General features: G+C 41.9%; 19 protein-coding genes. 16 read left to right on the top strand and 3 right to left on the bottom strand.

Annotation, left to right across the window (positions count from 1 at the left end):
* The first annotated feature begins 308 nt into the window (after positions 1 to 308).
* From JMX07_RS04070 to JMX07_RS04120, 11 genes are all read left to right on the top strand, one after another.
* On the top strand, positions 309 to 638 hold the full coding sequence (locus tag JMX07_RS04070; RefSeq protein WP_057760815.1) for a hypothetical protein: 330 nt from the start codon (positions 309 to 311) through the stop codon (positions 636 to 638).
* Positions 639 to 812: 174 nt separating this feature from the next.
* Positions 813 to 1,310, top strand: coding sequence for a peroxiredoxin (locus tag JMX07_RS04075; RefSeq protein WP_102093622.1), 498 nt, complete (start codon positions 813 to 815; stop codon positions 1,308 to 1,310).
* A gap of 144 nt (positions 1,311 to 1,454) precedes the next feature.
* Positions 1,455 to 2,945 carry a dihydrolipoyl dehydrogenase gene (locus JMX07_RS04080; RefSeq protein WP_201606441.1) on the top strand — a complete coding sequence of 497 codons (1,491 nt, stop codon included), beginning with the start codon at positions 1,455 to 1,457 and terminating at the stop codon, positions 2,943 to 2,945.
* A gap of 147 nt (positions 2,946 to 3,092) precedes the next feature.
* The gene (locus tag JMX07_RS04085; protein ID WP_201606443.1) at positions 3,093 to 4,277 is read left to right on the top strand and encodes a mechanosensitive ion channel family protein; all 1,185 of its coding nucleotides are present in this window, start codon (positions 3,093 to 3,095) and stop codon (positions 4,275 to 4,277) included.
* A 150-nt stretch (positions 4,278 to 4,427) separates the two neighbouring features.
* Positions 4,428 to 6,734: a bifunctional 23S rRNA (guanine(2069)-N(7))-methyltransferase RlmK/23S rRNA (guanine(2445)-N(2))-methyltransferase RlmL gene (gene rlmKL / locus JMX07_RS04090; RefSeq protein ID WP_101206444.1), complete on the top strand. Its 2,307-nt coding sequence runs from the start codon at positions 4,428 to 4,430 to the stop codon at positions 6,732 to 6,734.
* Positions 6,735 to 7,005: 271 nt separating this feature from the next.
* Positions 7,006 to 7,581 carry a TerD family protein gene (locus tag JMX07_RS04095; protein ID WP_057760825.1) on the top strand — a complete coding sequence of 192 codons (576 nt, stop codon included), beginning with the start codon at positions 7,006 to 7,008 and terminating at the stop codon, positions 7,579 to 7,581.
* A 226-nt stretch (positions 7,582 to 7,807) separates the two neighbouring features.
* Positions 7,808 to 8,875, top strand: a complete 1,068-nt coding sequence (locus JMX07_RS04100) for a DUF475 domain-containing protein (protein ID WP_057760827.1) — start codon at positions 7,808 to 7,810, stop codon at positions 8,873 to 8,875.
* Between the two features lie 257 nt (positions 8,876 to 9,132).
* Positions 9,133 to 10,053, top strand: a complete 921-nt coding sequence (locus JMX07_RS04105) for a glutaminase (RefSeq protein WP_201606445.1) — start codon at positions 9,133 to 9,135, stop codon at positions 10,051 to 10,053.
* A 454-nt stretch (positions 10,054 to 10,507) separates the two neighbouring features.
* Positions 10,508 to 11,083, top strand: coding sequence for a TerD family protein (locus JMX07_RS04110; protein WP_057760832.1), 576 nt, complete (start codon positions 10,508 to 10,510; stop codon positions 11,081 to 11,083).
* Positions 11,084 to 11,288: 205 nt separating this feature from the next.
* Positions 11,289 to 12,041 (top strand): TIGR00266 family protein, encoded by a 753-nt coding sequence (locus JMX07_RS04115; RefSeq protein ID WP_057760834.1) that lies wholly within the window; start codon positions 11,289 to 11,291, stop codon positions 12,039 to 12,041.
* Positions 12,042 to 12,117: 76 nt separating this feature from the next.
* Complete coding sequence (locus tag JMX07_RS04120) at positions 12,118 to 12,726, top strand: TerD family protein (protein ID WP_057760836.1); 609 nt, start codon at positions 12,118 to 12,120, stop codon at positions 12,724 to 12,726.
* A 121-nt stretch (positions 12,727 to 12,847) separates the two neighbouring features.
* Here the strand turns inward: JMX07_RS04120 and JMX07_RS04125 are convergent, their stop codons facing one another.
* Positions 12,848 to 14,122 (bottom strand): TerD family protein, encoded by a 1,275-nt coding sequence (locus tag JMX07_RS04125; protein WP_201606447.1) that lies wholly within the window; start codon positions 14,120 to 14,122, stop codon positions 12,848 to 12,850.
* 288 nt (positions 14,123 to 14,410) lie between these two features.
* On the opposite strand from JMX07_RS04125, the gene JMX07_RS04130 reads away from it, so the two are divergent.
* Entirely contained in the window at positions 14,411 to 15,550 is a 1,140-nt protein-coding gene (locus JMX07_RS04130) for an ATP-grasp domain-containing protein (RefSeq protein WP_201606448.1), read from the top strand.
* Between the two features lie 127 nt (positions 15,551 to 15,677).
* On the opposite strand, the gene JMX07_RS04135 is transcribed toward JMX07_RS04130, so the two are convergent.
* Together JMX07_RS04135 and JMX07_RS04140 are read right to left on the bottom strand one after the other, a co-directional pair.
* The gene (locus JMX07_RS04135; protein WP_201606451.1) at positions 15,678 to 16,418 is read right to left on the bottom strand and encodes an MHYT domain-containing protein; all 741 of its coding nucleotides are present in this window, start codon (positions 16,416 to 16,418) and stop codon (positions 15,678 to 15,680) included.
* Between the two features lie 122 nt (positions 16,419 to 16,540).
* Positions 16,541 to 17,248, bottom strand: a complete 708-nt coding sequence (locus JMX07_RS04140; protein WP_165596808.1) for a hypothetical protein — start codon at positions 17,246 to 17,248, stop codon at positions 16,541 to 16,543.
* A 722-nt stretch (positions 17,249 to 17,970) separates the two neighbouring features.
* Between JMX07_RS04140 and JMX07_RS04145 the strand changes: the two genes are divergently transcribed.
* Genes JMX07_RS04145 through JMX07_RS04160 form a run of 4 tightly spaced genes read left to right on the top strand, consistent with a single transcriptional unit; the run spans position 17,971 to position 22,053 of the window.
* A complete protein-coding gene (locus JMX07_RS04145; RefSeq protein WP_201606453.1) occupies positions 17,971 to 19,197 on the top strand; it encodes a trypsin-like peptidase domain-containing protein in 1,227 nt (408 codons plus the stop codon).
* A gap of 42 nt (positions 19,198 to 19,239) precedes the next feature.
* Positions 19,240 to 20,565, top strand: a complete 1,326-nt coding sequence (locus tag JMX07_RS04150) for a phosphoribosyltransferase domain-containing protein (protein ID WP_201606456.1) — start codon at positions 19,240 to 19,242, stop codon at positions 20,563 to 20,565.
* Positions 20,552 to 21,226: a hypothetical protein gene (locus JMX07_RS04155; RefSeq protein WP_201606458.1), complete on the top strand. Its 675-nt coding sequence runs from the start codon at positions 20,552 to 20,554 to the stop codon at positions 21,224 to 21,226. Before JMX07_RS04150 ends, JMX07_RS04155 begins: the two co-directional genes overlap by 14 nt.
* Positions 21,223 to 22,053 carry an HAD hydrolase family protein gene (locus JMX07_RS04160; RefSeq protein WP_201606460.1) on the top strand — a complete coding sequence of 277 codons (831 nt, stop codon included), beginning with the start codon at positions 21,223 to 21,225 and terminating at the stop codon, positions 22,051 to 22,053. Before JMX07_RS04155 ends, JMX07_RS04160 begins: the two co-directional genes overlap by 4 nt.
* Positions 22,054 to 22,061 lie beyond the last annotated feature (8 nt).

The following is a 22,061-nucleotide window of genomic DNA, read 5'->3' on the forward strand; positions in this document are numbered from 1 at the left end:
ATAAGGCGTGCTTAGTCTACTACTTGCATTACGTCTACTCGCCTACCTTATGTTTAAATCATATCGAACTGACTATGCATTAACGCTAAATATTGCGTGAAATGGTGATACCCATCAACATTCGCGCAACATTCGCTTGCATTAACACAGCACGTCGTTCTTGTATTCTAATCGACATACTTGCTATCGTATGAACGATTATATTTATCGAAAGATGTAACTGACGATATCGGTCACTCATATATTGATGAGTTGACTTTGCATTTAGCAAAAGATAAAAAATTGACGCTACCCGTAAGAGGAAATTTATGAAGTTGTTGCCAGTACTACCCCTAGCCTTAGCGGCCCTGTTTGCCATGCCACAAGCCAACGCTGCTGACATTAAGCAAGACAATATCAATTCATGTGTCAATGGCGCAGTCAAATACAAAGTCGCTGATAAAAGCAACGCAACCAAACTATGTAACTGTACTATTGGTGTGCGCAGCAACATGACTATTGGTCAAATGTGGGAAATTGAAAGCTACGCACAAGATAAGAAAGACCCTTCTAATCTGCCATATGTGAAAGCGATGCAAAAAGATTTGCAGCAGTGCACCGTTGGCTTGGATTTGAAAAAGCCGCAAAAACCTGCGTAACCTCTAATCGTTTGATATACAAAAGACTGGCTATTGCCAGTCTTTTTGTTGCCAATGAATGGGCAAAGTGTAAAACTGATTATTTATTTCTACTAATCTGCCTATAATAAGAACACTATAAATAGAACCATCATTAAGCCAATACACATAACTAAAACTAATAAGGATTTTATAATGGCCAAGCCTACAACAGAAACCATTCACCTACCTGATTTTCCAGTAACCATAGTACGCAAACTTGCTGGTAACTTTATTCATGATGAAATCAATCTAAAAGAAATGGTCGCTAATACTGATAAAGGCTTGATTTTATATTTTTATCCCAAAGACAATACGCCAGGCTGCACCACACAAGCAACAGAGTTTACCTCGCACCTTCATGATTTTGACGAATTGGGCTACGACATTATCGGCGTCTCTCGTGACAGCGTTGAATCTCATGAAAAATTTATCGACAAGTATGATTTACAGATTCCACTCATCAGTGATGCCGACGAAAAGCTATGCCAGTATTTTGACGTTATCAAAGAAAAGAATATGTATGGCAAAGTTACGTTAGGCCTTGTACGTTCAGCATTTGTATTCAATAAAGACAGCGAGCTGACTCATGCGCAGCGTAATCTACGTGCCAAAGACTATACCAGTCGCTTACTGACTATATTGGCGCCGTAATCACTGGTTCTGTAATTAAATTAGTATTATTGACGTTATAGTTGAATCAGTATTAATCATAAGAACGATAAAAACCGAATAAAAAATATAAGCCAAGCATTCAGTCTATTACTGAATATAACCTTGCCCCTATTAGAGAATAATATGAATAAACAATCTGGCACGACCACTGACGATACGCCAAGAGAAGTCACGCGCAAAGTATCTGTCGCTATTATTGGTGCTGGTACCGCAGGTCAAAACGCTTTTCGCCAAGCAAGTAAAATCAAAGATGACGTGGTCATTATTAATGAAGGATTTTGGACCACGACCTGTATAGCGGTCGGCTGTATGCCTAGTAAGCTGCTAATTGCAGCTGCTGATCGCGCACATGATGCCAACCGTTCTGCTGAGTTTGGTATCCATGCGACCGCGCAAATTGATGGCAAACGAGTCATGGAACGTGTACGTGACGAACGCAGTCATTTTGCCAGCTACATTAAAAAGCAAGTGGACAGCTGGCCTGATCATAAGAAAATCGACGGTCGTGCTCGTATTAATGAGCAAGGGCTAATCGAGGTCAATGATGAGCTGATTGCTGCTGAGCAAATCATTATCGCCACCGGTAGCTCGCCGTTTATTCCTGATGGATGGGCAGATAAGCTTGGTGATACCATGCTAACGTCTGATAGTGTCTTTGAACTTGAAGACTTACCAAAAACGATGGCTGTCGTCGGTGCTGGTGCTATTGGTCTAGAGCTTGCGCAAGCATTTACACGTTTAGGTGTGGAAGTTACGCTGCTAAACCGTGCCAAACAAGTGGCTGGTCTAAAAGATGATGATATCAATAATAAAGCGATCGATTGCTTAGGTCATGAATTGACCATGCATCTAGGCAGCGAAATTACCGATGTAGGCACAAAAGCAGATGAAGGTAATAAAAGTGCGTTTATCAAATATGAAGACAGTGCTGGTGAGTCTCAGCAATGGCAAGGCGAGTACGTCTTAGTTGCTACTGGTCGTCGCAACAATATTAAGCAGCTAGGTGTCGAAAACTTAGGTGTTGAGCTAGACGATAAGAACCGTCCAAAAGATTTAAGTAAAAAAACAGGTCAGATTGGCGACTTAAACGTCTATATCGTTGGTGATGCCAATGCTAATATTCCGTTATTGCATGTGGCCAGCGATGAAGGCTATAGTGCAGGTAGTATGGTCTGCGAAAATACAGAAGCGGCCTATATTCGCCCACCTGCGACGCCGTTTTCTATCGTATTTTGCTCACCGCAAATCGTCAATGTTGGTATGTCGCTACCAGAGATTCAAAAAGATTCAGAACTCGAATTTGTTATCGGTAGCGTGAGCTTTGATAATCAAGGACGTAGCCGTGTGATGGGTGTCAACTGCGGCTTACTACATATCTATGCCTGCAAAAAAACCGACAGAATATTAGGCGCGAGCATGGTGGGCCCTGATGCCGAATACATCGGTCATATATTAGCCACAGCGATTACCAATGACTTGAGCATTAAAGAGATGCTTGACACGCCTTTTTATCACCCTACGATATTAGAAGGACTGCGTACGGCATTACGTGATGTGCAGGACAAAATGGAGATACCCTATCAATCTCAAGACGCGCAAGAAGACAATTTTTAATTTACAGTTAGGTCTTGCTCTAAAAAATAGAGTTAGGCTTAGTCATCACTCATGCTATATTTGATTGACTAGACAACTTGAGGTGACGTGTGACCGGACACCTCATTTATCAAACCTTGTATACACACACCCTGCATGGACGAAGCAATGTCAATCGCTAGTGTTACCGACTTTTTTAAAGAAATCATTCGTGACCTACATACTAGTCTCTACCTTGCGCTTGGCGGATCTATAGATGAAGAGTCGCTCAATTGGTCTTCTCAAGCAGTAGAGCTTGCTAGCACTGGCATAAAGATCCTAATACTGCTTGCGGTATTGGGATTTTTTTATTGGTTGGCCAATTATATTCTCAAGCAAAGCAGAGCCAAAATTCGTTTAAATGATCGCCGTACCAAGATTGCACGCTCAACGCTACGTTACGTTTGGATTGTCGCCAGTCTGATAGCGATCATGAGTCAGATAAACTTTGAACCAGAAACCATCAAGGCTACAGCAAAAGCAAGTACGTGGGCTGGTATCTACTACGTACTGTGGGCGTCGTCTGGTCAGATTATTCATAAAGTCCTACAGCATTATGGACTCAATGCCTCGATAGAGCAGCTGCTCAAAAATATCTTGTCGGTACTCCTATTGGTACTTGGGCTTGCCAGCGTGATGGCACAATTTGGTTTTGATATCGTATCGTTAGTTGCAGGTTTGGGTATTGTCGGTTTAGCTGTCGGTTTCGCTGCTCAATCGACGCTTGCCAACTTTATCGCCGGTATCACTATTTTGCTGGAGCAGTCGTTTCAAGTTGGGGACTGGATTCATATCAATGATAATGAGGGACGCGTGGTGCTTATTGCCTTGCGCACCACTCATATCCTCACTCGAGACAACATCACTGTCATTATCCCAAACTCTAACGTTGCCTCCTCCGAGGTAATTAACCTGACTTCCAAGAACTTTATACGTTTTGATATTCGCGTACGTATCGCATTCGAAGATGATATAGAAACAGCTCGCAAGGAAATTTTGCAAGTACTTAGCGATACCGATGCGGTGCTTAATCGTCCTGAGACCTCAGCGACCGTGGCAGAAATTGGCGAGTACGGGGTGTTCTTTATCGTACGTTTTTGGGTCAAACCAGCAGCCGTGGCACGTATACCTAAAATTAAAGAAGTGCTGCAAGAAGAAATTAAAATTGCATTTGATGCGGCTAATATCTCTACGCCCTATCCGCATATGCGACTGCTAATGCCAAAGGATGTTGACTACCCTATTGCGACCAAGCCCTTTGCAACCACCACTCAAATCGTTCCAGAGGAATTACCACTGACGAAGGGTAAGTAGAGAATTTATTTTCACGTATTTGACTATCACATCTTAAAATCTTAAACACGGCTACTTTGAACCATCCTACTGTGAATTATGGTAAAATTGCCGGTTACACCGATTATCTTATTATTTGCTTTTTTGTCAATTTAGCCCACAGGTACCCGTATGACCGAACAAACCGCGCCCGCATCTCTAACAGCAGCTTCACCAGAGTTGTCGCTTGATCTTATTATTACCTGTGCCGATGGGCTTGAGGCACCACTGCAGACTGAGCTAACCAGTTTTGGCATTGACAGCGAAATCAAAAGTACCGGCCGTCTAGCCGTAACTGGTGGCTTACGTGAGCTATATACTATCTGCCTATGGTCACGCGTGGCATCGCGGGTATTGATGCTAATTAAACGTAAAAACATCAATGCAGAATACGACGTTGCGGAGCAGCTATACGGCTTGGCAAAATCGGTCAATTGGACTGAGCAGTTTAGCCTAGAGCAAACCTTTGCTATTCGTCTGTCTGTCGATAAGCGTGTCGCCGTCAGTCAGCAGTTTGCCATGCTACGTATCAAAGATGCGATTGCCGATACCTTTAACGAAGTTTACGACAGCCGTCCTAACGTCGATAGCAAAAACCCAGACTTCTCTGTTTTTGCAACCATCAATGACAAGCAAGCTGAGTTGTATCTAGATTTATCAGGTACCAGTTTGCATCGCCGTGGTTACCGTGTGGCTATGACAGAAGCACCATTAAAAGAAAACTTAGCAGCTGCCCTACTTTATAGTGCTGGTTGGCACAAGAAAAATGAAGCTGGCGATGCACCTTTCTATAATGCGTTAATTGACCCAATGTGCGGCTCTGGAACTTTCCTTATCGAAGCGCTATTGATGCATTGCGACTATGCCGTGGGTATCGACAAAGCTGCCAATCAATTTGGTTTTTATCAGTGGCAGCATCATGACGAGACGTTATGGCAAGAAATGATCGATGATGCTCAAACGCGTTTTCGTGAAGCATTAGAGATTGCCAATGAGCAGCCTGATACATTGCCGCTTATGCTGGGCTTTGATGCTGATAGTGGTGCGATTCTTGCTACAGAGAAAAACCTTATTGCCGCAGGTTTACAAGACCTTTTACCGCTACTCGATATCGAACATCGTGCGCTTGACCAACTCAGCAACGTGCTCAAGCCATTAGTCAATGATGGTCGATTGAGCAATCCTTTGGTCATTACCAACCCACCGTATGGTGAGCGTTTGGGTGATGAAGAAATGATTAAGCCGTTGTATCAAGCAATTGGGCTTATCTTGCAAGACAGCTTTGCCGGTAGTGGCATTGACCCGATGCTTGGCATATTGGCCTCTCATGTTGAACAAGTAGATATTCTACCGATTAAAGAACCAAAAACCTTACGTTGTCATAATGGTGCTATTACCGTCTATTTCCGCTACGGAACGCTCATCGCTGGGCAAACGGGCAACCTTGTCAGTCGTTTTGAGAAACGCGAGATTGAAGTAGAAGATGGACAAGACTTTATCAATCGTCTGCAAAAAAACCTTGCTAAGCTTAAGAAACTGGCCAAAAAAGACAATGTAAGCAATATTCGTGTATACGATGCTGATTTACCTGATTTTAAAGTCGCGATTGATTTATATGGTGATTATGCGCATGTGCAAGAATATGCACCACCAAAGACCATCCCACCTGAGACTGCAAAGAAACGCTTCAACTTGGCATTGATGGGTATCCGTGAAGTCTTTGATATTAACCGTGAACAGATCTTTATCAAAACGCGTGCTCGTCAGTCTGGTAACGATCAGTACAGCAAGCAGAACACCACAGAAAAACGTGGCAAGTTTCATGTTGCGCGCGAAGATGGTGCTTACCTTTACGTCAATTTTACAGATTATTTAGATACTGGTCTGTTTATCGATCACCGTAATATGCGTGCTCGTATCAAAGATAACAGTCGCGGTAAAGCAGTACTTAACCTGTTCGCTTATACTTGTACCGCAAGTGTGCATGCAGCGCTTGCTGGTGCGAAAAAAGTCACTAGCGTCGATTTGTCACAGAACTATCTAGATTGGGGCAAACAAAACTTTGTCTTGAACGGTTTGGACGTTAGCCGAAATAAATACCAATTCGTTGCTGCCGATATCTTTGAGTGGATTAAAGACAATACCGAACAGTTCGATGTTATCTTTATTGATCCGCCGACTTTCTCAAACTCTAAAAAATTCCAAGGTACTTTTGATGTGCAACGTGATCATGCGGCATTGATTAATCGTGCGATGAACCGCCTAACCTCTGATGGTGTCTTGTACTTTTCTAACAACTTTACGCGTTTTGAGTTAGATGAGCAGTTGACTCAGCGTTATGACATCATTGATATCACGCAAAAAACCATTGGCTTTGATTTCAATATCAAAAAACCGATTCATCAAAGCTTTGAGATTCGTCACCGTCAAAGTCTATAATTCGAAGTTTTAGATTTAAAACTTAAAGACCTTAAACAGGATTTTGATAAATAAGACTATAGATTTATAAGGGCAATATAAGTATCTGAAACTTCTGTTTTTTGCCGAATGTATATGAAATATAACAATGGCCCAATCAGCTTTGATTGGGCCATTTTTTGTTGCTATGATAGAGCGTTACTAGGCGATGGATTTGCGCAGTTATTGCGTAAGCATCGCCTTTTTTCGATGACCTCATAAACCACTAACGTCTAATAAAAAGGATAACACCATGGCTTTATCACTTAATAAAGGCGGTAATTTATCGCTAACGAAAACCGACCCAAACTTAACCAAGCTACTTATCGGTCTTGGTTGGGATGAGCGCGCCACCTCTGGTGCTGAGTTCGACCTTGATGCTAGCGTATTTCTGTTAAATGGCGCAGGCAAAGTGCGCGGCGATCATGACTTTATCTTTTATAATCAGCTGAAGTCTGACAATGGCGCTGTCGAGCATACTGGTGACAACCGTACTGGCGAAGGTGACGGTGATGATGAAGTTATCAAAGTAAACCTAACTCAAGTACCTGCAGACGTAGATAAAGTAGTCGTGACCGTGACTATTCATGACGCTGCTGCTCGCAGCCAGAACTTTGGTCAAGTCGCAAACGCCTTTATCCGTGTCGTTAACGAAGAGACAGGCACTGAAGTGGTACGTTTTGATTTAGCAGAAGACTACTCTGTAGAGACAGCGATGGTGTTTGGCGAAGTATATCGTCACAACGGCGAATGGAAATTCCGTGCTGTTGGTCAAGGCTATTCAGGCGGTTTGCAAGCGATGTGTCAGCAATACGGTGTTGATATCTAAAACTATTATTTACTGGTATTTAGTCAGTTATTAGTCACCGTCATCACGTCCAAAATAGCAAACCGCCATCGTTGCAAATAGTCACATTTTTAATGGCCAAATGACTAGTAATGCTTTACGTTTCGTTTAAAATTATGCATAAAAAGTGGTTAGTAATAACCGCTTTTTTGCGGTTCATGCCTATACTAGGTAGACCTTAGCTTTACGCAACCATACAGGATGTGTCATGAGACATTTTTATTTAGACTTTATTTTCACCGCAATTGCTTTGGCAATAGCAGCATGGTGGGGATATTCACATGGCGGTATGGGTGGCATGATAGCCACTCTTTCTATTACCGCTATTTTGGCCGTCATGGAGATTTCATTATCTTTTGATAATGCGGTGGTCAATGCTTCAGTCCTTAAGGGCTGGGACGAATTTTGGAAAAAGATATTTTTAACCGTTGGTATCCTAATCGCCGTATTCGGTATGCGATTGGTCTTCCCTATTGTCATCGTCGCGGTTACTGCCGACCTTGGTATGATGGAAGTCATCAACTTGGCTTTATATAGCCCTGAAGAGTACTCGGCAAGACTAATGGCACACCATGCGGAAATCTCAGCATTTGGTGGTATTTTCTTACTATTGGTATTCTTGAACTTTATTTTTGATGACAAAGAAGTACATTGGTTTGACTGGCTTGAGAGCCGTTTAGCTAAGCTAGGCAAAGTCGATGCCATGAGCGTATTTGTAGCGCTTATCGTCTTGATGATTGCGGTATCGTGGGCTAATGCAGAGCAGTCAAGCGCTGTTCTAATCGCAGGTGTTTGGGGTATCTTGGTTTATCTGGGCGTACAGGTCGTATCAGGTATGCTTGAGGGCGATTTGGAAGAAGACCTAGAAAATGAAGAAAACGGTTCGGGCGCTGCGGCGACCAGTGCCATTATGAAGGGCGGTATCATTGGTTTCTTATACTTAGAAGTCCTAGATGCTTCATTCAGTTTCGATGGTGTGATTGGCGCATTTGCAATTACCAATGACGTGATTGTCATCATGTTAGGTCTTGCGATTGGTGCGATGTTCGTACGTTCTATGACTATTTTCTTGGTAGACAAAGGCACGCTTGACGAGTTCATCTATCTTGAGCATGGTGCGCATTATGCAATCGGCGCATTGGCACTGATTATGCTATTGTCAGTGAAGTTCCATGTACCAGAGATTATCACTGGTCTGATTGGTATTGCCTTTATTGGTTGGGCGCTGCTAGCGTCACTTCAGCATCGTAAAGCTGAGAAAGCAAGCCTGAACTAAGGCATGTTCTCAGTGTAGTCTGTATTTAGTTATACATCTAAGCAGGTCATATCATCAGGTATGGCCTGTTTTTTTGACAATTTTGCCTTACTGTTTTTGCCACCCTATCAGGTCATATTGAAGCCCCAAGATATCGGAATAACCAATAATTGAGACAATCAATGGTTAAAGTTACGTTTGCCCTGTTACTATTACCCTATCTTCAGTTAAAATCCTCATCTTTAAATAACTTGTCGAAATAAGACCCTATAAACGATATGCAAAAAATTCTTGATGATATTGCCGCAGAGATGGCAAGAGAAACTGACCGCGGCAAAGTAGCAGATTATATCCCGCAATTGGCTCATGTTGATCCGAACCAGTTCGGTATAGCTGTAGCGACTCCTGATGGGCATATGTATGCAGCAGGTGATGCAAGCACTCTGTTTTCCATCCAAAGTATCTCTAAGGTATTTACCCTAACCATTGGTCTTGGCAAGCTAGGCGATACACTTTGGACACACGTCGGACGCGAACCATCTGGCGATCCTTTTAATTCAATTGTGATGCTCGAGCATGAGTCTGGCCGACCGCGCAACCCATTTATCAATGCTGGTGCCATTGCCGTGGTGGATGCTATTATGATGGGGCATAAACCCAAAGAGACACTGGGTGAAATTCTGCAGTTTGTTCACCTCATTGCAGATGATGAGTCCATTCGCTTTGATCATAAAGTAGCGGCTTCTGAGATGGCGCACAAGGACCGGAATGCCTCTCTGGCGCACTTTATGAAATCCTTTGGTCGTTTAAGACACGATGTGGATAATGTATTAGGTACGTATTTTCATCAGTGCTCAATTGCAATGAACTGCCAACAGCTGGCCAGTGCCGGTCTTTATTTAGTATCTAACGGAGTTGATAAGCACTCAGGAGTACGTGTAATCAATGAAAAACGAGCACGTCGTATTAACTCATTGATGATGATGTGTGGTCATTATGATGGTTCTGGCGAATTTGCTTACCGTGTGGGCTTACCAGGCAAAAGTGGTGTTGGTGGCGGTATTTTGACGATAGCACCGGGTAAAGGGTCTATCGCGGTTTGGTCACCAGGGCTTGATCATGTAGGTAACTCTAAGCTTGGACTAAAAGCACTAGAGCGCTTCGTACAAAAAACTGGCTGGTCGGTTTTTGCAGAATGAGAGATACATGTATATTTATCTAAATAGGTTTTTTATATAATGCCATGCTCTCATACTAGCTGCGAAGCATACCTAAGGCATGAGTTGGTTTATTCTAAGCCCATATAGTCAGTCGGTGCTTTTTAAAGCGATTGTTTTATCTAAGCTACCTTTGTGCTAAATCCTTTTTGTATGAAACATTACTTTTCATAACAATATCTTAACGACTATTGCTAAGTTGATTAGAAATTATCAAAGATACAGAAGTATTATGTCCCTTAGTAAGCATATAGTAAGCGCACAAAATACGCCTTGCTTAGTGAGCAAACGCTTAGTATAGTAAAACCTAATGATATGCAGGGCATAGCGTACAGGTAAGTTTTTATTATTTGCTCTGAGGTATCAGTCACTGCACAACTTTTAGTTTATTTTTTATCAATCAATCCACTTAACTATTAATCCAAAGGATATTTGTATGGCTATTAGCTTAACAAAAGGCGGCAACGTAAACTTATCAAAAGAAGCACCAGGTTTAACTAACATTACAGTCGGCCTAGGCTGGGATCCACGTGCCACTGACGGCCAAGAGTTTGATTTAGATGCAATCGGTTTCTTGATTAATGAAGCAGGCAAAGTCCGTAACGACCAAGATTTTATCTTTTTCAATAACCTAAAATCAGACAACGGCGCTGTTGAGCATACTGGTGATAACCGTACTGGCGAAGGCGATGGCGATGATGAGAAAATCAAAATCAATCTTGCGAGCATTCCAGCTGACGTCAACAAAGTAGCTATCTGTGCCATCATCTATGAAGGCCAAGCACGTAACCAAAACTTCGGTCAAGTTGGTGATGCTTACATCCGCGTTGTAAACGACAATGGTGAGTCTGAAATCGCTCGTTACGACCTATCAGAAGACGGCAGCACTGAGACAGCGATGATTTTCGGTGAATTATATCGTCACAGCGGTGATTGGAAATTCCGTGCGGTTGGTCAAGGTTTCAGCGGTGGTCTTGGACCATTAGCAGCCTCTTATGGCGTAAATGTTTAACGTTAGAACCAACGTAAACGTTTAGCAAGCCAATTATCATAATCAGACGTCTGGTTATGATCTAATAAGCCATCAATTGTGCCCCTTTAACGCATTTGATGGCTTTAAATTTAATTGGCTTATCATAAAAGCTATAGAGTACCTAAAAGCACACGCACACATTAAGAGCATTTAACAAAGATATTAGAATAAGGATTTGCAAGCCATGGCCGCAACATTCAGTTTAATCGGTACTATTGAACCTTTTTTGCATTGTAATCTTAAAAAAGGCGATTCAATTTATTGTGAAGCCAATGCAATGGTGATGATGGAGTCCAATCTTGAGCTGAAAGGTAAGCTACAAGGTGGGCTGATGCAGTCACTGATGCGCCGCTTTGCAAACGATGAATCGTTGTTTCAACAGCAGATTGAAGCGGTTAATGGTGAGGGCGACTGTTTGCTTGCGCCCACGCTCGATGGTGATATGCAAATCATAGAAGTTGGCAAGCAGCAGTATACACTCAGCGATGGTGCATTTGTCGCGGCCCAAACTGGCGTCGACATTAGAGCCAATATTCAGCGCAATTTAGGCGGTGCAGTATTTGGTGATACGGGCGGCTTTATGGTGATGCAGACCCAAGGCCAAGGCCAAGTCGTGGTATCTGGTTTTGGCTCGTTGTTTGAGATTGATGTCACACCAGACAAAGACGTCATTATTGATAACGGTCATGTGGTCTGCTGGGACTCGAATCTTGAATACAAGTTGTCAGTTTCGACCAGTAAGAAAAAAGGCATCATGAGCAATATTATCAACTCTGTTACTAGTGGCGAAGGTATGGTTCTGAACTTCTCCGGAAGTGGCAAAGTCATTATTTGTTCACGCAATCGTGACAGTTATCAAGGTTGGATACAAAGCGTCCTAGGTAGTAGCTCAGGCGGACGTGGCGGCGGTGGTGGCTTTTTAGACAATATCTTATAACACCTTTCGCAATTTATAATACTTTTTAGCGTTATTTTTCAACGGTTTTACCCACAATTATTATAAGGATACTCACATGGCAGTTAGTCTTCAAAAAGGTCAAAAAATCTCCCTAAGCAAAGAGGCTGGTGGCGAGCTGACTCAAGTTAAACTAGGTCTAGGCTGGGATGTTGCGCAAGGGCCACAAGATAAAAAAGGTGGCTTCTTAGGAAAATTATTCGGCGGCGGTTCTGGCGGCGATTCTATCGATTTAGATGCTTCATGCATTATGTTTGATGCTAATAAGCAAGCGGTCGATGCCATTTGGTTTAGTCAGCTAAAATCGAAAGACGGCAGTATCGTGCATACTGGTGATAACCGTACTGGCGACGGTGATGGCGATGATGAAGTCATCAACGTTGACCTCTCAAGAGTACCTGCTAATGTGGTCTCATTGGTATTTACGGTCAATAGCTTTACTGGTCAAACGTTTGAGACCGTAGAAAATGCTTTTTGCCGTATCGTTAATGCCAATAACAATAGCGAAGTAGCACGTTATAACTTGTCTGCCCAAGGTGGACATACAGCGATGGTAATGGCAAAGGTCTATCGTCATAATAATGAGTGGAAAATGCATGCGATTGGCGAGACAGCTTCTGGCCGTACTTTCCACGACTTAATGCCTGCTATAACACCGCATGCATAATTGACTTGAGACTTGAACTGGATTATTACCAATCTAGTTAAGTAGTTTATTTCAAAAAAGAGCGGCCCATCTATCAATAGATGGGCCGCTCTTTTATGCTTATTATCTATAGTTAAGAATACTATTTACGTCCACGTTTCCAGCTAAAGCCCCAATTAAACGCTTTGTCCATCTCTTGATGACCTTTGAAATATTGGTTGATACGCTCAACATTAATACTGCCCTGCTGATTGACCAAACGGGCAATGGCACACATCGGTAAGTTACCAGCACCTTCGGTCAAACGTGTCTCAATCGGTGATTGCTCTGGGACATGAATAGTCACAACCCCATCGGTTTTTTCCCAGTTAGGTGCGCCTTCATAGATAAATGCAAAGATAAATACTTCTTCAATCTGTGACCATTGCTGACCGTTAATATCTAGCCATTCACCGCCACTTACCTGCCCCGTTCTATCATCCGCACGTAGGCAAACATAAGGCGCTGATTGTAAACTACCAAAGCGATTGCCCAACGCTTGAATCAGGGTTTTTTCACCGTTTTTTAGATGAATCATAGCGCCGACATCTAAATCGATACCGCTTGATTGATGCTGCTTAAACAGGTCTCCCAGTATGCCTTTTTTGGGCGCTGATTTATCACTTTGAGGGCGTTGGTTCCAGTCTAAATTGACTGAAATTTTGCCAAAGTCATCACGTTTTTTTAGATTAATGCTAGATTGGTTTTTAGTTAAGGTTATTTTACTTAAGTTAATCGAAGGACTGGCAGGAATCGGTGGCGGGTTGTTAGCTTGAGACATGCTGCCTGCTTTTTGCGTATTGATTGGTCGCTGCGTGTTGATAGGTTGAGGTTGGCTTGGTGCAGGATTATGATTTTGAGCAGGTGCGTCATCAGCTATTTCAACACCAAAATGCTCAGACAAAGGTTTTAACCCTCCCTCAAAACCTTGGGCGATAAAACGGAATTTCCAGCTCCCTTGTCTGCGATAGCATTCAGCCAATATAATGGCCTTTTCATTACGTCCAGCGCTACTCAGCTGACAAGTCATTAGCACTTGATTACCTTGCAGAACTTGAATGTCCACATCGCCAACTTGCGACAATGTTTGCGCACTAGAGAACGCTAATGCAATTTTCTCAATATTTGCAGGCTGTGCAGACAAGTTAACATCAAAAAAACCATCACTGTCATGACCTCGGAAGCTAACATTGCCGTCATCACTACGCGTCTGACCATAAAATATCATGTCACCATCACCGCGTACTTTTCCGTCATTAGTCAGGCGATAAGCGGCACAATCGATGGCATTTTGGCTTAAAATACGAATGCTAATATTGTCAGTTGATAGTGGTGCATTGGCACCTGCAATTAGTTTTTGAGGTTGATTTTGACTCATCATACGTCCTTTAGATTGTTTATTATGCTGTTGTCATTGTCATGCTGACTGTCGTCATATAGTAGCATGGATATTATGAATTTTTTGAACCAGACAATCGCGATATAAGCGCTAAAGTCATCCTTACAAATCCCTGTGACTATTTTATTAGAGGCGTTTATAACGCATATCATTTGTATATAATACGTCCTATTAAACCGTATACCTTTGCTAATATTACTACTAGATTTGCAGTAGCAATATTGACTTGCCCATTCCCCTACACCTAACGACAACGCTGAGAGAATTATGAATAATCTTGCTGACAATAGTAACCCTTCAATGCCAGTAGCAGCGTGGTTAGCTGAAGGCCAATCTAGCCAGCGTGATATGTTAGAGAGCTTACAAAGTCTAAAGAGCAAATCAAATAACCCTTTTCAAGTTATTGCCTCACACCGTCATGATAGACCTGAGATTTTCGAATTCGCCGATATGATTTATCGTGAGCCATCTGACTCGATCGTAGATACTGATATCCAAATGACTGATGAAACTGCTATACCACGTTGGCAGTTCGTATTGGAGCAAGCTCAAAAGCATAACGTAAAAGTACTACTGACTGGACGCAATGGTATCGATTATGAAGTGCATCGTGAGAAATTTGACGCTGCTGGTATTCGCTTATTGACGGGCGCAACCAGCGTAACAGCACTAGAATCAATCGATGATAAATTTGCTTTTATGCAGCATTGTCACACTCATAACATTCCAGTGGCAGACGCATGGCGTTTTAATAATACGGCGGAGCTTGAGGCTTTATTAGCCGAGCATGGTGACCAACCTCTATGCGTGAAACCTGTCGTCGGTATTTTTGCACAAGGGTTTTGGCGACTAGACACTGGTAAAGAATATGACGAGCAGTACGATAGCTTTGAGCACTTATATTTCACTGAAGAGAAAAAAATAAATACAGCCCAATTTGTAAATGCCTATACTAACAGTCAAATGGTACATGAGCGCCCTATTCCCATGCTGCTTATGCCTTATTTATCAGGGCAAGAATACTCTATCGATGTGGTCTGTGAATATGGTGAAGTCCTAGCTGCTGTTACTCGTCATAAAACAGGGAAAATACAACACGTTGGTTATGAGCAGTCTGTCATGGATGTCGTAATCCCACTGATTAGGGCTTTTGGCTGTGATGGCATCGTCAGTGTACAAACTAAGGCTGATGATAGCGGTCAGCACCGTGTTCTTGAGATCAATAGTCGTCCATCAGGTGGTATTGGTTATACATCTCATAGCGGGATTGACTTAACGCAAATTGGGTTTTCTTATTGGTTGGGGTTATCAGAGAGACCTAACTTAGAGACCAATATTCAGCATATTGAACCATGCCAAGTACGCTCTATTATGATGAGTGTGAAAATTGAAAAGGGTGATGAATAAATAGTCTGCTAAGCATGCACGTGGTTAGCAAATGATTTGAATAGGCATAAAAAAGGTTTTTAGATTAATATCTAAAAACCCTTTTTTATTTTCACTTTCAATTGGTATTAAAAATGAGCGTTTAAAATTACTCGCCAAATGCTAGTGTCGCTTGCTTAGGTGCATTTTTAGAAGCGATGACCCATAGTAAGCTTAATACAATTGCTGAACCGATGAAGATCATAATTGATGAAGAAATAGCACCTGCATGCGTATAATCCATAGACATCGAATGATCAGTCATCGTCATTTCCATCGCGGCTATACCAGTGTAATGCATACCACAAACTGCAAGACCCATGATGAAGGCACTACCAAAACGCTGTAATGTACCACGTAGATTGAATGCCAACCATAGCGCAGCGATAGCAGCTGCAATAGCAATCACAATCGATAGGATAAGCAGCGGTATATTGTATGACATGATAGCGTCCATTTGCATAGAAGCCATACCAGTATAATGCATGGCTGCAACACCTAGCCCAGTAAGCACACCGCCACCGATTAACTTAGCAACGCTTGGTTCACCACGACCTACGATAACAATACCAACTGCAACGAAACAAATCGCGAGTAGCATTGAGACAATTGTTAGCCCTAAGTCATAAGTCACAGGCATCTTCATATCTACAGCCATCATACCGATATAATGCATAGACCAAATCGCACCACCGATAGCAATCGATGATAGCGCTACCCAAAAATACAAATCCGTTCCTGGCTTAGCAGAAGGTACTCGAATGGCAAGGTTTAAGCCAACATAAGAACCAAATACTGCAATGGCGTATGAGACCAACACCAAAAGTAAGTTATATTCAACTTCCATCATTTTTTTGCCTTTTATCTATCATAAGAATTGAGTCAAATAACGTTACTTTTATTGCAACATGGTGCGTCATTCGCTCGTTGATTTTTTTGCATAGACATGAAATTATCTACACGCAGTTTTTCTTACCCAATGGTAAATTCACAAATATTGGTACTGCCTGCGCCGCAGTTAGTCTCTTCAACTTGAACCACATCTATAGCAGGGTTGCTTGCCAAAAAGCCTTCTATATAGCCCACAATAAAATGGCATCCTGAGTGAGTATGATCTGACGACTTACAGAATGGACATTTGATTAAATAGATCACATTATTCTTTGCTTTAACTTTAGACAGACCTTTTAGTGCTGGTACAAGCTCACGAGTGATCGTAGTAGGCATCTTTAGTGGACTACCAAGTGAATAATCACGCTGGTAAATACCGCCGCCAACCTTACGACCCAACTCCTGCAATGCCGTCACACGTCGCTCAATAGGTAAACTATCTTCATACTGACTGACAATATCTGCTATTTTAGGGTAATAAGCACCGATGGCTGATAAGACGCTTTTCTCATCCAATGTCTTCTTTGCAGGGGCAGCTGACGAGCCGCCCTCTTCATCGATTTCTAGATTAAAAAGCGTACAGCCTTCAATTGAAGACAAGTCATCGATTAGATCTGCTTGCGTTTTAGAGCCTAGGCTTCTTGCGATCACATGAATGATATTACCACCATTCTCTGAAGCCTCTTGTCTTTGGGAGACCAGCTGATAACCTGCTTTGATAAGCGGCGAAATAACATTGACCAGACGAATACGTTCAGAAGACGTTTCTAATGCACAAGAGAATTTCACAGAGCACTCCTTTTCTTAAAATACTGCTACGCTTTCTTATATCAAGCCATCTAGATAAGCTAATGTGAATAACGTTTCAAAGGTCCGACCAACTGGCTTTCTCACAATATAAAAGATATGCAGACATCAACCATATGATAGTTTTTATATATCTTTTATATTATAAGAAATGAACTATATTCAGTAGATGAAACTTCGATTTTTATAGTTATTAGGCATATAAGCGCTCTAACTACTAGAAATTCATTAATCGAGAAACAGTAATAAGCTTGAAAATAAGATTAGAATTAATAGGTTTAAATCAAATACTATATTTAGAATTTACAGATAACACTTAGTCACAGTAGAGTTACTAAATAGCAATAGATTTTGATTGTATTATCACCGGAATCTTGTTTTGTAGCAATACACTATATGGCTTTGTCCGATAAGTGGCTACATTAACCGACAAATGGCTAGACTATAAACCCCCATCATTATTTTCTAAAAGTAATTAATTATTAAAAGGAATTCCGAAACTATTTAAACCTATATATCTTGATATATCTATTATGCAATTAATCTTAACTATATATTAAAACACCTATTAACATTTTCTCTTTGTAGAATAATAGGTTCAAAATAAAATAAAAAACCTTTGTATAGTCAGACTTTAGTCTCAAGGATAAAATCATTAAACAATAAAAATAATTATAATCACGCAAATAAACTAAGGAAATGTGATGTTGAAGCAAGTCGAATTAGTGCTAGGAGCCAATACGGTTATCGAAAATACAAAGTGTTCGATCGCATTTTCTACTACTAAATCATTGGGATTTGGACAGCAGCTTGGGCTATTGTGGTTGCCATTAGATGCCTATCGTAAAGCCGTTTGTAGTCCTGCTTATTTACATGAGTCTAAAGACTGGGCTCAGCTCGATAACAAGGATAATCCAAGTACATGGCAGTTAGATTTACCCCAGCTATTTGATACGCTTGGCGTTAGTTTCTTACAACTGATTGCTTATGTTTATCATGAGCCAAGCCTAAACTTGCCAGCGGTAGAGTTGAACGACGTAAGCCTCACGCTCAACAACGGAGATATTCGCTATAACTTCACAACGAACGAGCGGCATGTCAAAGCAGCGATTATATTAGAAATATATCAGCGTAATGGACAGTTCAAGTGTCGGGCACTTGGTGAGGCATCAACACAAGGCTTAGCAAGCCTTGAGCATCATGTACAGGTTAGTCTGGATATTCGTCCACCTAGCACACATACACTTATTCAAGAAGCGCAACAGCAGCAGCGTACTCAACCAAAAAACGAAGCTCGCCCTCCCCGTCATGTACAAGCAGGCGAGACTTGGACAGGAACAGCGTTTGCTATTGATCCCTATCATCTGCTGACCTGCTATCATGTGATTGAGTCAGCAGCAATGGTTGGCATACGTCAGCAAGGTCAGCCTGATCGCGAGGCACAAGTCGTATTCAGCGATATCGGAAGCGATTCAGCTATTATTAGAGTTAGCGACCCTTTGCCTAGCTACCTCCCATTGGCGCAGCAATGTGTTGATATATTGGGTGAGACCATTACCACACTGGGGTTTCCGTTATCAGGACTGAGTAGCCAACTGCAAGTCACTCAAGGCTGTATATCAGGATTGACAGGTTTAAATAACGATATCCGTCATATGCAATTCACCGCACCCATTCAGCCTGGATCTAGTGGTAGTCCTTTATTATTGCCGACTGGAGAGGTGGTCGGTATGGTCACATCCAGTCTGGTACATGAACATGCACAAAATATGAACTATGCGGTGAAATTTCAGTTATTATCTGCCCTACTGGCGAGCGCTGGCATCAGTTTGGAGAACACGTCTGATTTGACCAGTGCTACGCCTCTTACAACACCTCAGCTAAGCAAGCAAAGTCGCAGTGCCTTATGGCTGGTTGGCTGTCAGGGTTAAGAAATCTATTCGATATATAAATAAAAGCGCCAAGGAATATGAATGTTAAATGAGCAACACAGTACGACCATCACCCTACCCCGTGGTACGCTAGATCTGACTTACCAAACCAACTCAGCCACTAATAAATCAGTCACTAATAAAAATGGCGCAGAACAACACGACCATTATCAATTAGAAGACTTACTTGGATTTGCACAGCGTATCAATCCAAAGCGTGCGTTTTTGTTTGTCTCAAAAGTACTAGGTCGTCATATTCCCGTTGCGCCAAGCACTATGCGAAACGCATTTACTGATTTGGCTGATTTAGTGCCTAGTGACTTGGCTGAACCAGTACTAGTCATTGGTATGGCAGAGACCGCTGTTGGTCTATCTGCTGGTGTCCATCAAGCACTCCAAACGCGCTATCCTCAAGCTCTGCTATTGAACTCTACGCGTCATGCACAGCACGATGAAAGTAGTGATCCGAATGGTACCGACTCCTTGCTGACGACATTTTGTGAAGACCACAGTCATGCCAGCCAGCATTTGATTTATCAGAGTAAAGATAGCGTTACTCAAGCGCAGCTACTGGCTAGTAAAACACTGATTATGGTCGATGATGAAGCCTCAACGGGTAATACCTGTGTGAATGTCGTCACTGCCTTACGTGAAGCAGGACTGAGCCAGTTAGAGCAAGTGCATCTAACAACATTGGTCGACTGGTCATTAGATCAAGAAACACCTAATCCACAGTCAGATGCTAAACCTGCACGTATGGCCGATCGTCTCGCTGGTATTGAGTTTCATCGTCATCATTTACTGTCTGGTGCATGGCAATGGACAGATGCACCCAATCCTGAACCCATCACGATGCCATCGGTTGATACTACTGCCGCTGGTAGTCAGGCGCTCGGTGATACGGGCAACTGGGGGCGTTTTCCAACGCTAGACAGTACAGAGGGTTTTGCTAACTATCTTTCAAGTTTTCAGACTGCATTTACGCGCTTCGATGGCCAGGAAAACTTCGATGTTACTCAGCTACCAAAAAGAATCCTAGTATTGGGTAGCAATGAGTTTGTTTGGTTGCCATTTCTATTGGCTGAATGGCTTGAAACAGAGTCCGACAAGCTCAACGACGATACAGCGTCCATGGTTAATTTTAGCGCATTAACCCGTTCACCGATTGCGCTTGGTGGAGCAATTACCACGATGCTGAGCTTTAGTGACAATTACGGGCTGGGTATGACCAATTTTGCTTATAACGTTGAGCCTAGTAATTGGGATTTGATAGTGTTGTGTATAGAAACATCAGCTGATAGCGTGGATGCTATGTGGCAAGGTTTGGATAACGTGCTGGTGGTAGGTGCAGGTCATGGAAATAGCTGAGCTCCTGACTTATATCAAAACCATTACAGGGTTTGGTGAATCCTCACTAGCAATCATAGCGCTTATATTTTCCGGTATTTTCGTATTAGTAAAGCTTTTTATTTATATCGTTAATCGTGTTGATGCTAAAGATGATAAACAGTTTGAAATGCTCTATAAAATAATTGATGACGAAAATTTTCTTGAACGACTGAGTAACCAACCATTCCTAATCAAGCAACTTTTTTACAAGCGCTTGTACCTACTCAAAGACTATAAGGTTGAAGAAATAGAGTTTCTGATGTCTCAGAAGTTTTTAAAAATTAACCTACATGAGCTTAGCGCTTTAAAATCAGGTTCTATAATAAGATTCGAAGATGGACAGTACATCAAGAAGGTTAGAGGTTTAAGTAGCTATTGGAGCAATAACTATCATCGATTCAATATTTTCATTATTATTTTTTTCTTGATCTGGATACTGATAGTAGGTTTTTTATCTCTCGTTCTCTTTCAAAATCAAACACTATTTTATATTGCAATGATACCTCTCTACATACTAGAAGCATATTTATTATTCAAAATTGATGCAGTAAGAACTTATTTGAGAACAAAAAACTTGATAGACGAATTTGTACATCAAAGTCAATTATTCAAAGACAATCAATGCAATAGGAACATATGACTACCTCATTTTTTAAAGCCAACCCAGATATCATCAAGCCTTATGCCTTGATGGATTTGGATGACACGTTGTTCCAAACCCAGCGTAAAATTAACGCTTGGGATTTACCCACTACTGAGCCTGAAACTTTGGTTTGTGCGACGGTCAATAAACAAGACGAGCCACTGAGTTTTATGAGCCAGCGCCAAGCAACCTTTTTTAATTGGCTACTTGCCAGCACTGAATTAATCGTAGTGACGGCGCGGGATCGTAGTGAAATAAAACGCGTTAAACTGCTATTTGATAGCTGGCAAGTATTGACCCATGGAGCGATTATTTTAACGTCTGACGGAGCGCTGCTGAGCAGTTGGCAGCAGCATATATATAGTAAGCTTGTGCCATTGCAAGATAAGCTTACTAAGTTAAGTCAATTGTTTGCCAGTCATAGTCAAAGCGAGCAAAGTCATCTAGTATTTACACCGCATATCGATAGCTTTAATAATGGTTCTGTTGATGAAGAGCTAACCATTTATCTGGCTATCAAACATGCACAGAAAGACCATCAAGCGCTCGTAGATTTAGCTGAGAAACTGCCCACTCTAATACGTGATTTTGATCAAGATTTCTATGTACATGTGAATGCTAATAACCTAGCGATATTGCCCCATGCGGTTCATAAGCGTCATGCGGTACAGTTTTTATTAGAGCATCATTTAGACCATCAGCGTCCCAGTTTTGGCTTTGGTGATAGCTTAGCTGACCTGCCTTTCTTGCAGTTATTGGACTGGTACGGTATGCCCAATCATGGCCAACTGCATGAGCAATACCAGTCTAAATCGTCAGGCTAAACCATTAG

This window comes from Psychrobacter immobilis, assembly GCF_904846235.1.
In the GTDB taxonomy this organism is placed as follows: Bacteria; Pseudomonadota; Gammaproteobacteria; order Pseudomonadales; family Moraxellaceae; genus Psychrobacter; species Psychrobacter immobilis_C.

Coding starts and splice junctions, on each gene's coding strand:
- JMX07_RS04070 (WP_057760815.1), top strand. CDS start 309: ATGAAGTTGTTGCCAGTACTACCCCTAGCCTTAGCGGCCCTGTTTGCC.
- JMX07_RS04075 (WP_102093622.1), top strand. CDS start 813: ATGGCCAAGCCTACAACAGAAACCATTCACCTACCTGATTTTCCAGTA.
- JMX07_RS04080 (WP_201606441.1), top strand. CDS start 1,455: ATGAATAAACAATCTGGCACGACCACTGACGATACGCCAAGAGAAGTC.
- JMX07_RS04085 (WP_201606443.1), top strand. CDS start 3,093: ATGTCAATCGCTAGTGTTACCGACTTTTTTAAAGAAATCATTCGTGAC.
- rlmKL (WP_101206444.1), top strand. CDS start 4,428: ATGACCGAACAAACCGCGCCCGCATCTCTAACAGCAGCTTCACCAGAG.
- JMX07_RS04095 (WP_057760825.1), top strand. CDS start 7,006: ATGGCTTTATCACTTAATAAAGGCGGTAATTTATCGCTAACGAAAACC.
- JMX07_RS04100 (WP_057760827.1), top strand. CDS start 7,808: ATGAGACATTTTTATTTAGACTTTATTTTCACCGCAATTGCTTTGGCA.
- JMX07_RS04105 (WP_201606445.1), top strand. CDS start 9,133: ATGCAAAAAATTCTTGATGATATTGCCGCAGAGATGGCAAGAGAAACT.
- JMX07_RS04110 (WP_057760832.1), top strand. CDS start 10,508: ATGGCTATTAGCTTAACAAAAGGCGGCAACGTAAACTTATCAAAAGAA.
- JMX07_RS04115 (WP_057760834.1), top strand. CDS start 11,289: ATGGCCGCAACATTCAGTTTAATCGGTACTATTGAACCTTTTTTGCAT.
- JMX07_RS04120 (WP_057760836.1), top strand. CDS start 12,118: ATGGCAGTTAGTCTTCAAAAAGGTCAAAAAATCTCCCTAAGCAAAGAG.
- JMX07_RS04125 (WP_201606447.1), bottom strand. CDS start 14,122: ATGAGTCAAAATCAACCTCAAAAACTAATTGCAGGTGCCAATGCACCA.
- JMX07_RS04130 (WP_201606448.1), top strand. CDS start 14,411: ATGAATAATCTTGCTGACAATAGTAACCCTTCAATGCCAGTAGCAGCG.
- JMX07_RS04135 (WP_201606451.1), bottom strand. CDS start 16,418: ATGATGGAAGTTGAATATAACTTACTTTTGGTGTTGGTCTCATACGCC.
- JMX07_RS04145 (WP_201606453.1), top strand. CDS start 17,971: ATGTTGAAGCAAGTCGAATTAGTGCTAGGAGCCAATACGGTTATCGAA.
- JMX07_RS04150 (WP_201606456.1), top strand. CDS start 19,240: ATGTTAAATGAGCAACACAGTACGACCATCACCCTACCCCGTGGTACG.
- JMX07_RS04155 (WP_201606458.1), top strand. CDS start 20,552: ATGGAAATAGCTGAGCTCCTGACTTATATCAAAACCATTACAGGGTTT.
- JMX07_RS04160 (WP_201606460.1), top strand. CDS start 21,223: ATGACTACCTCATTTTTTAAAGCCAACCCAGATATCATCAAGCCTTAT.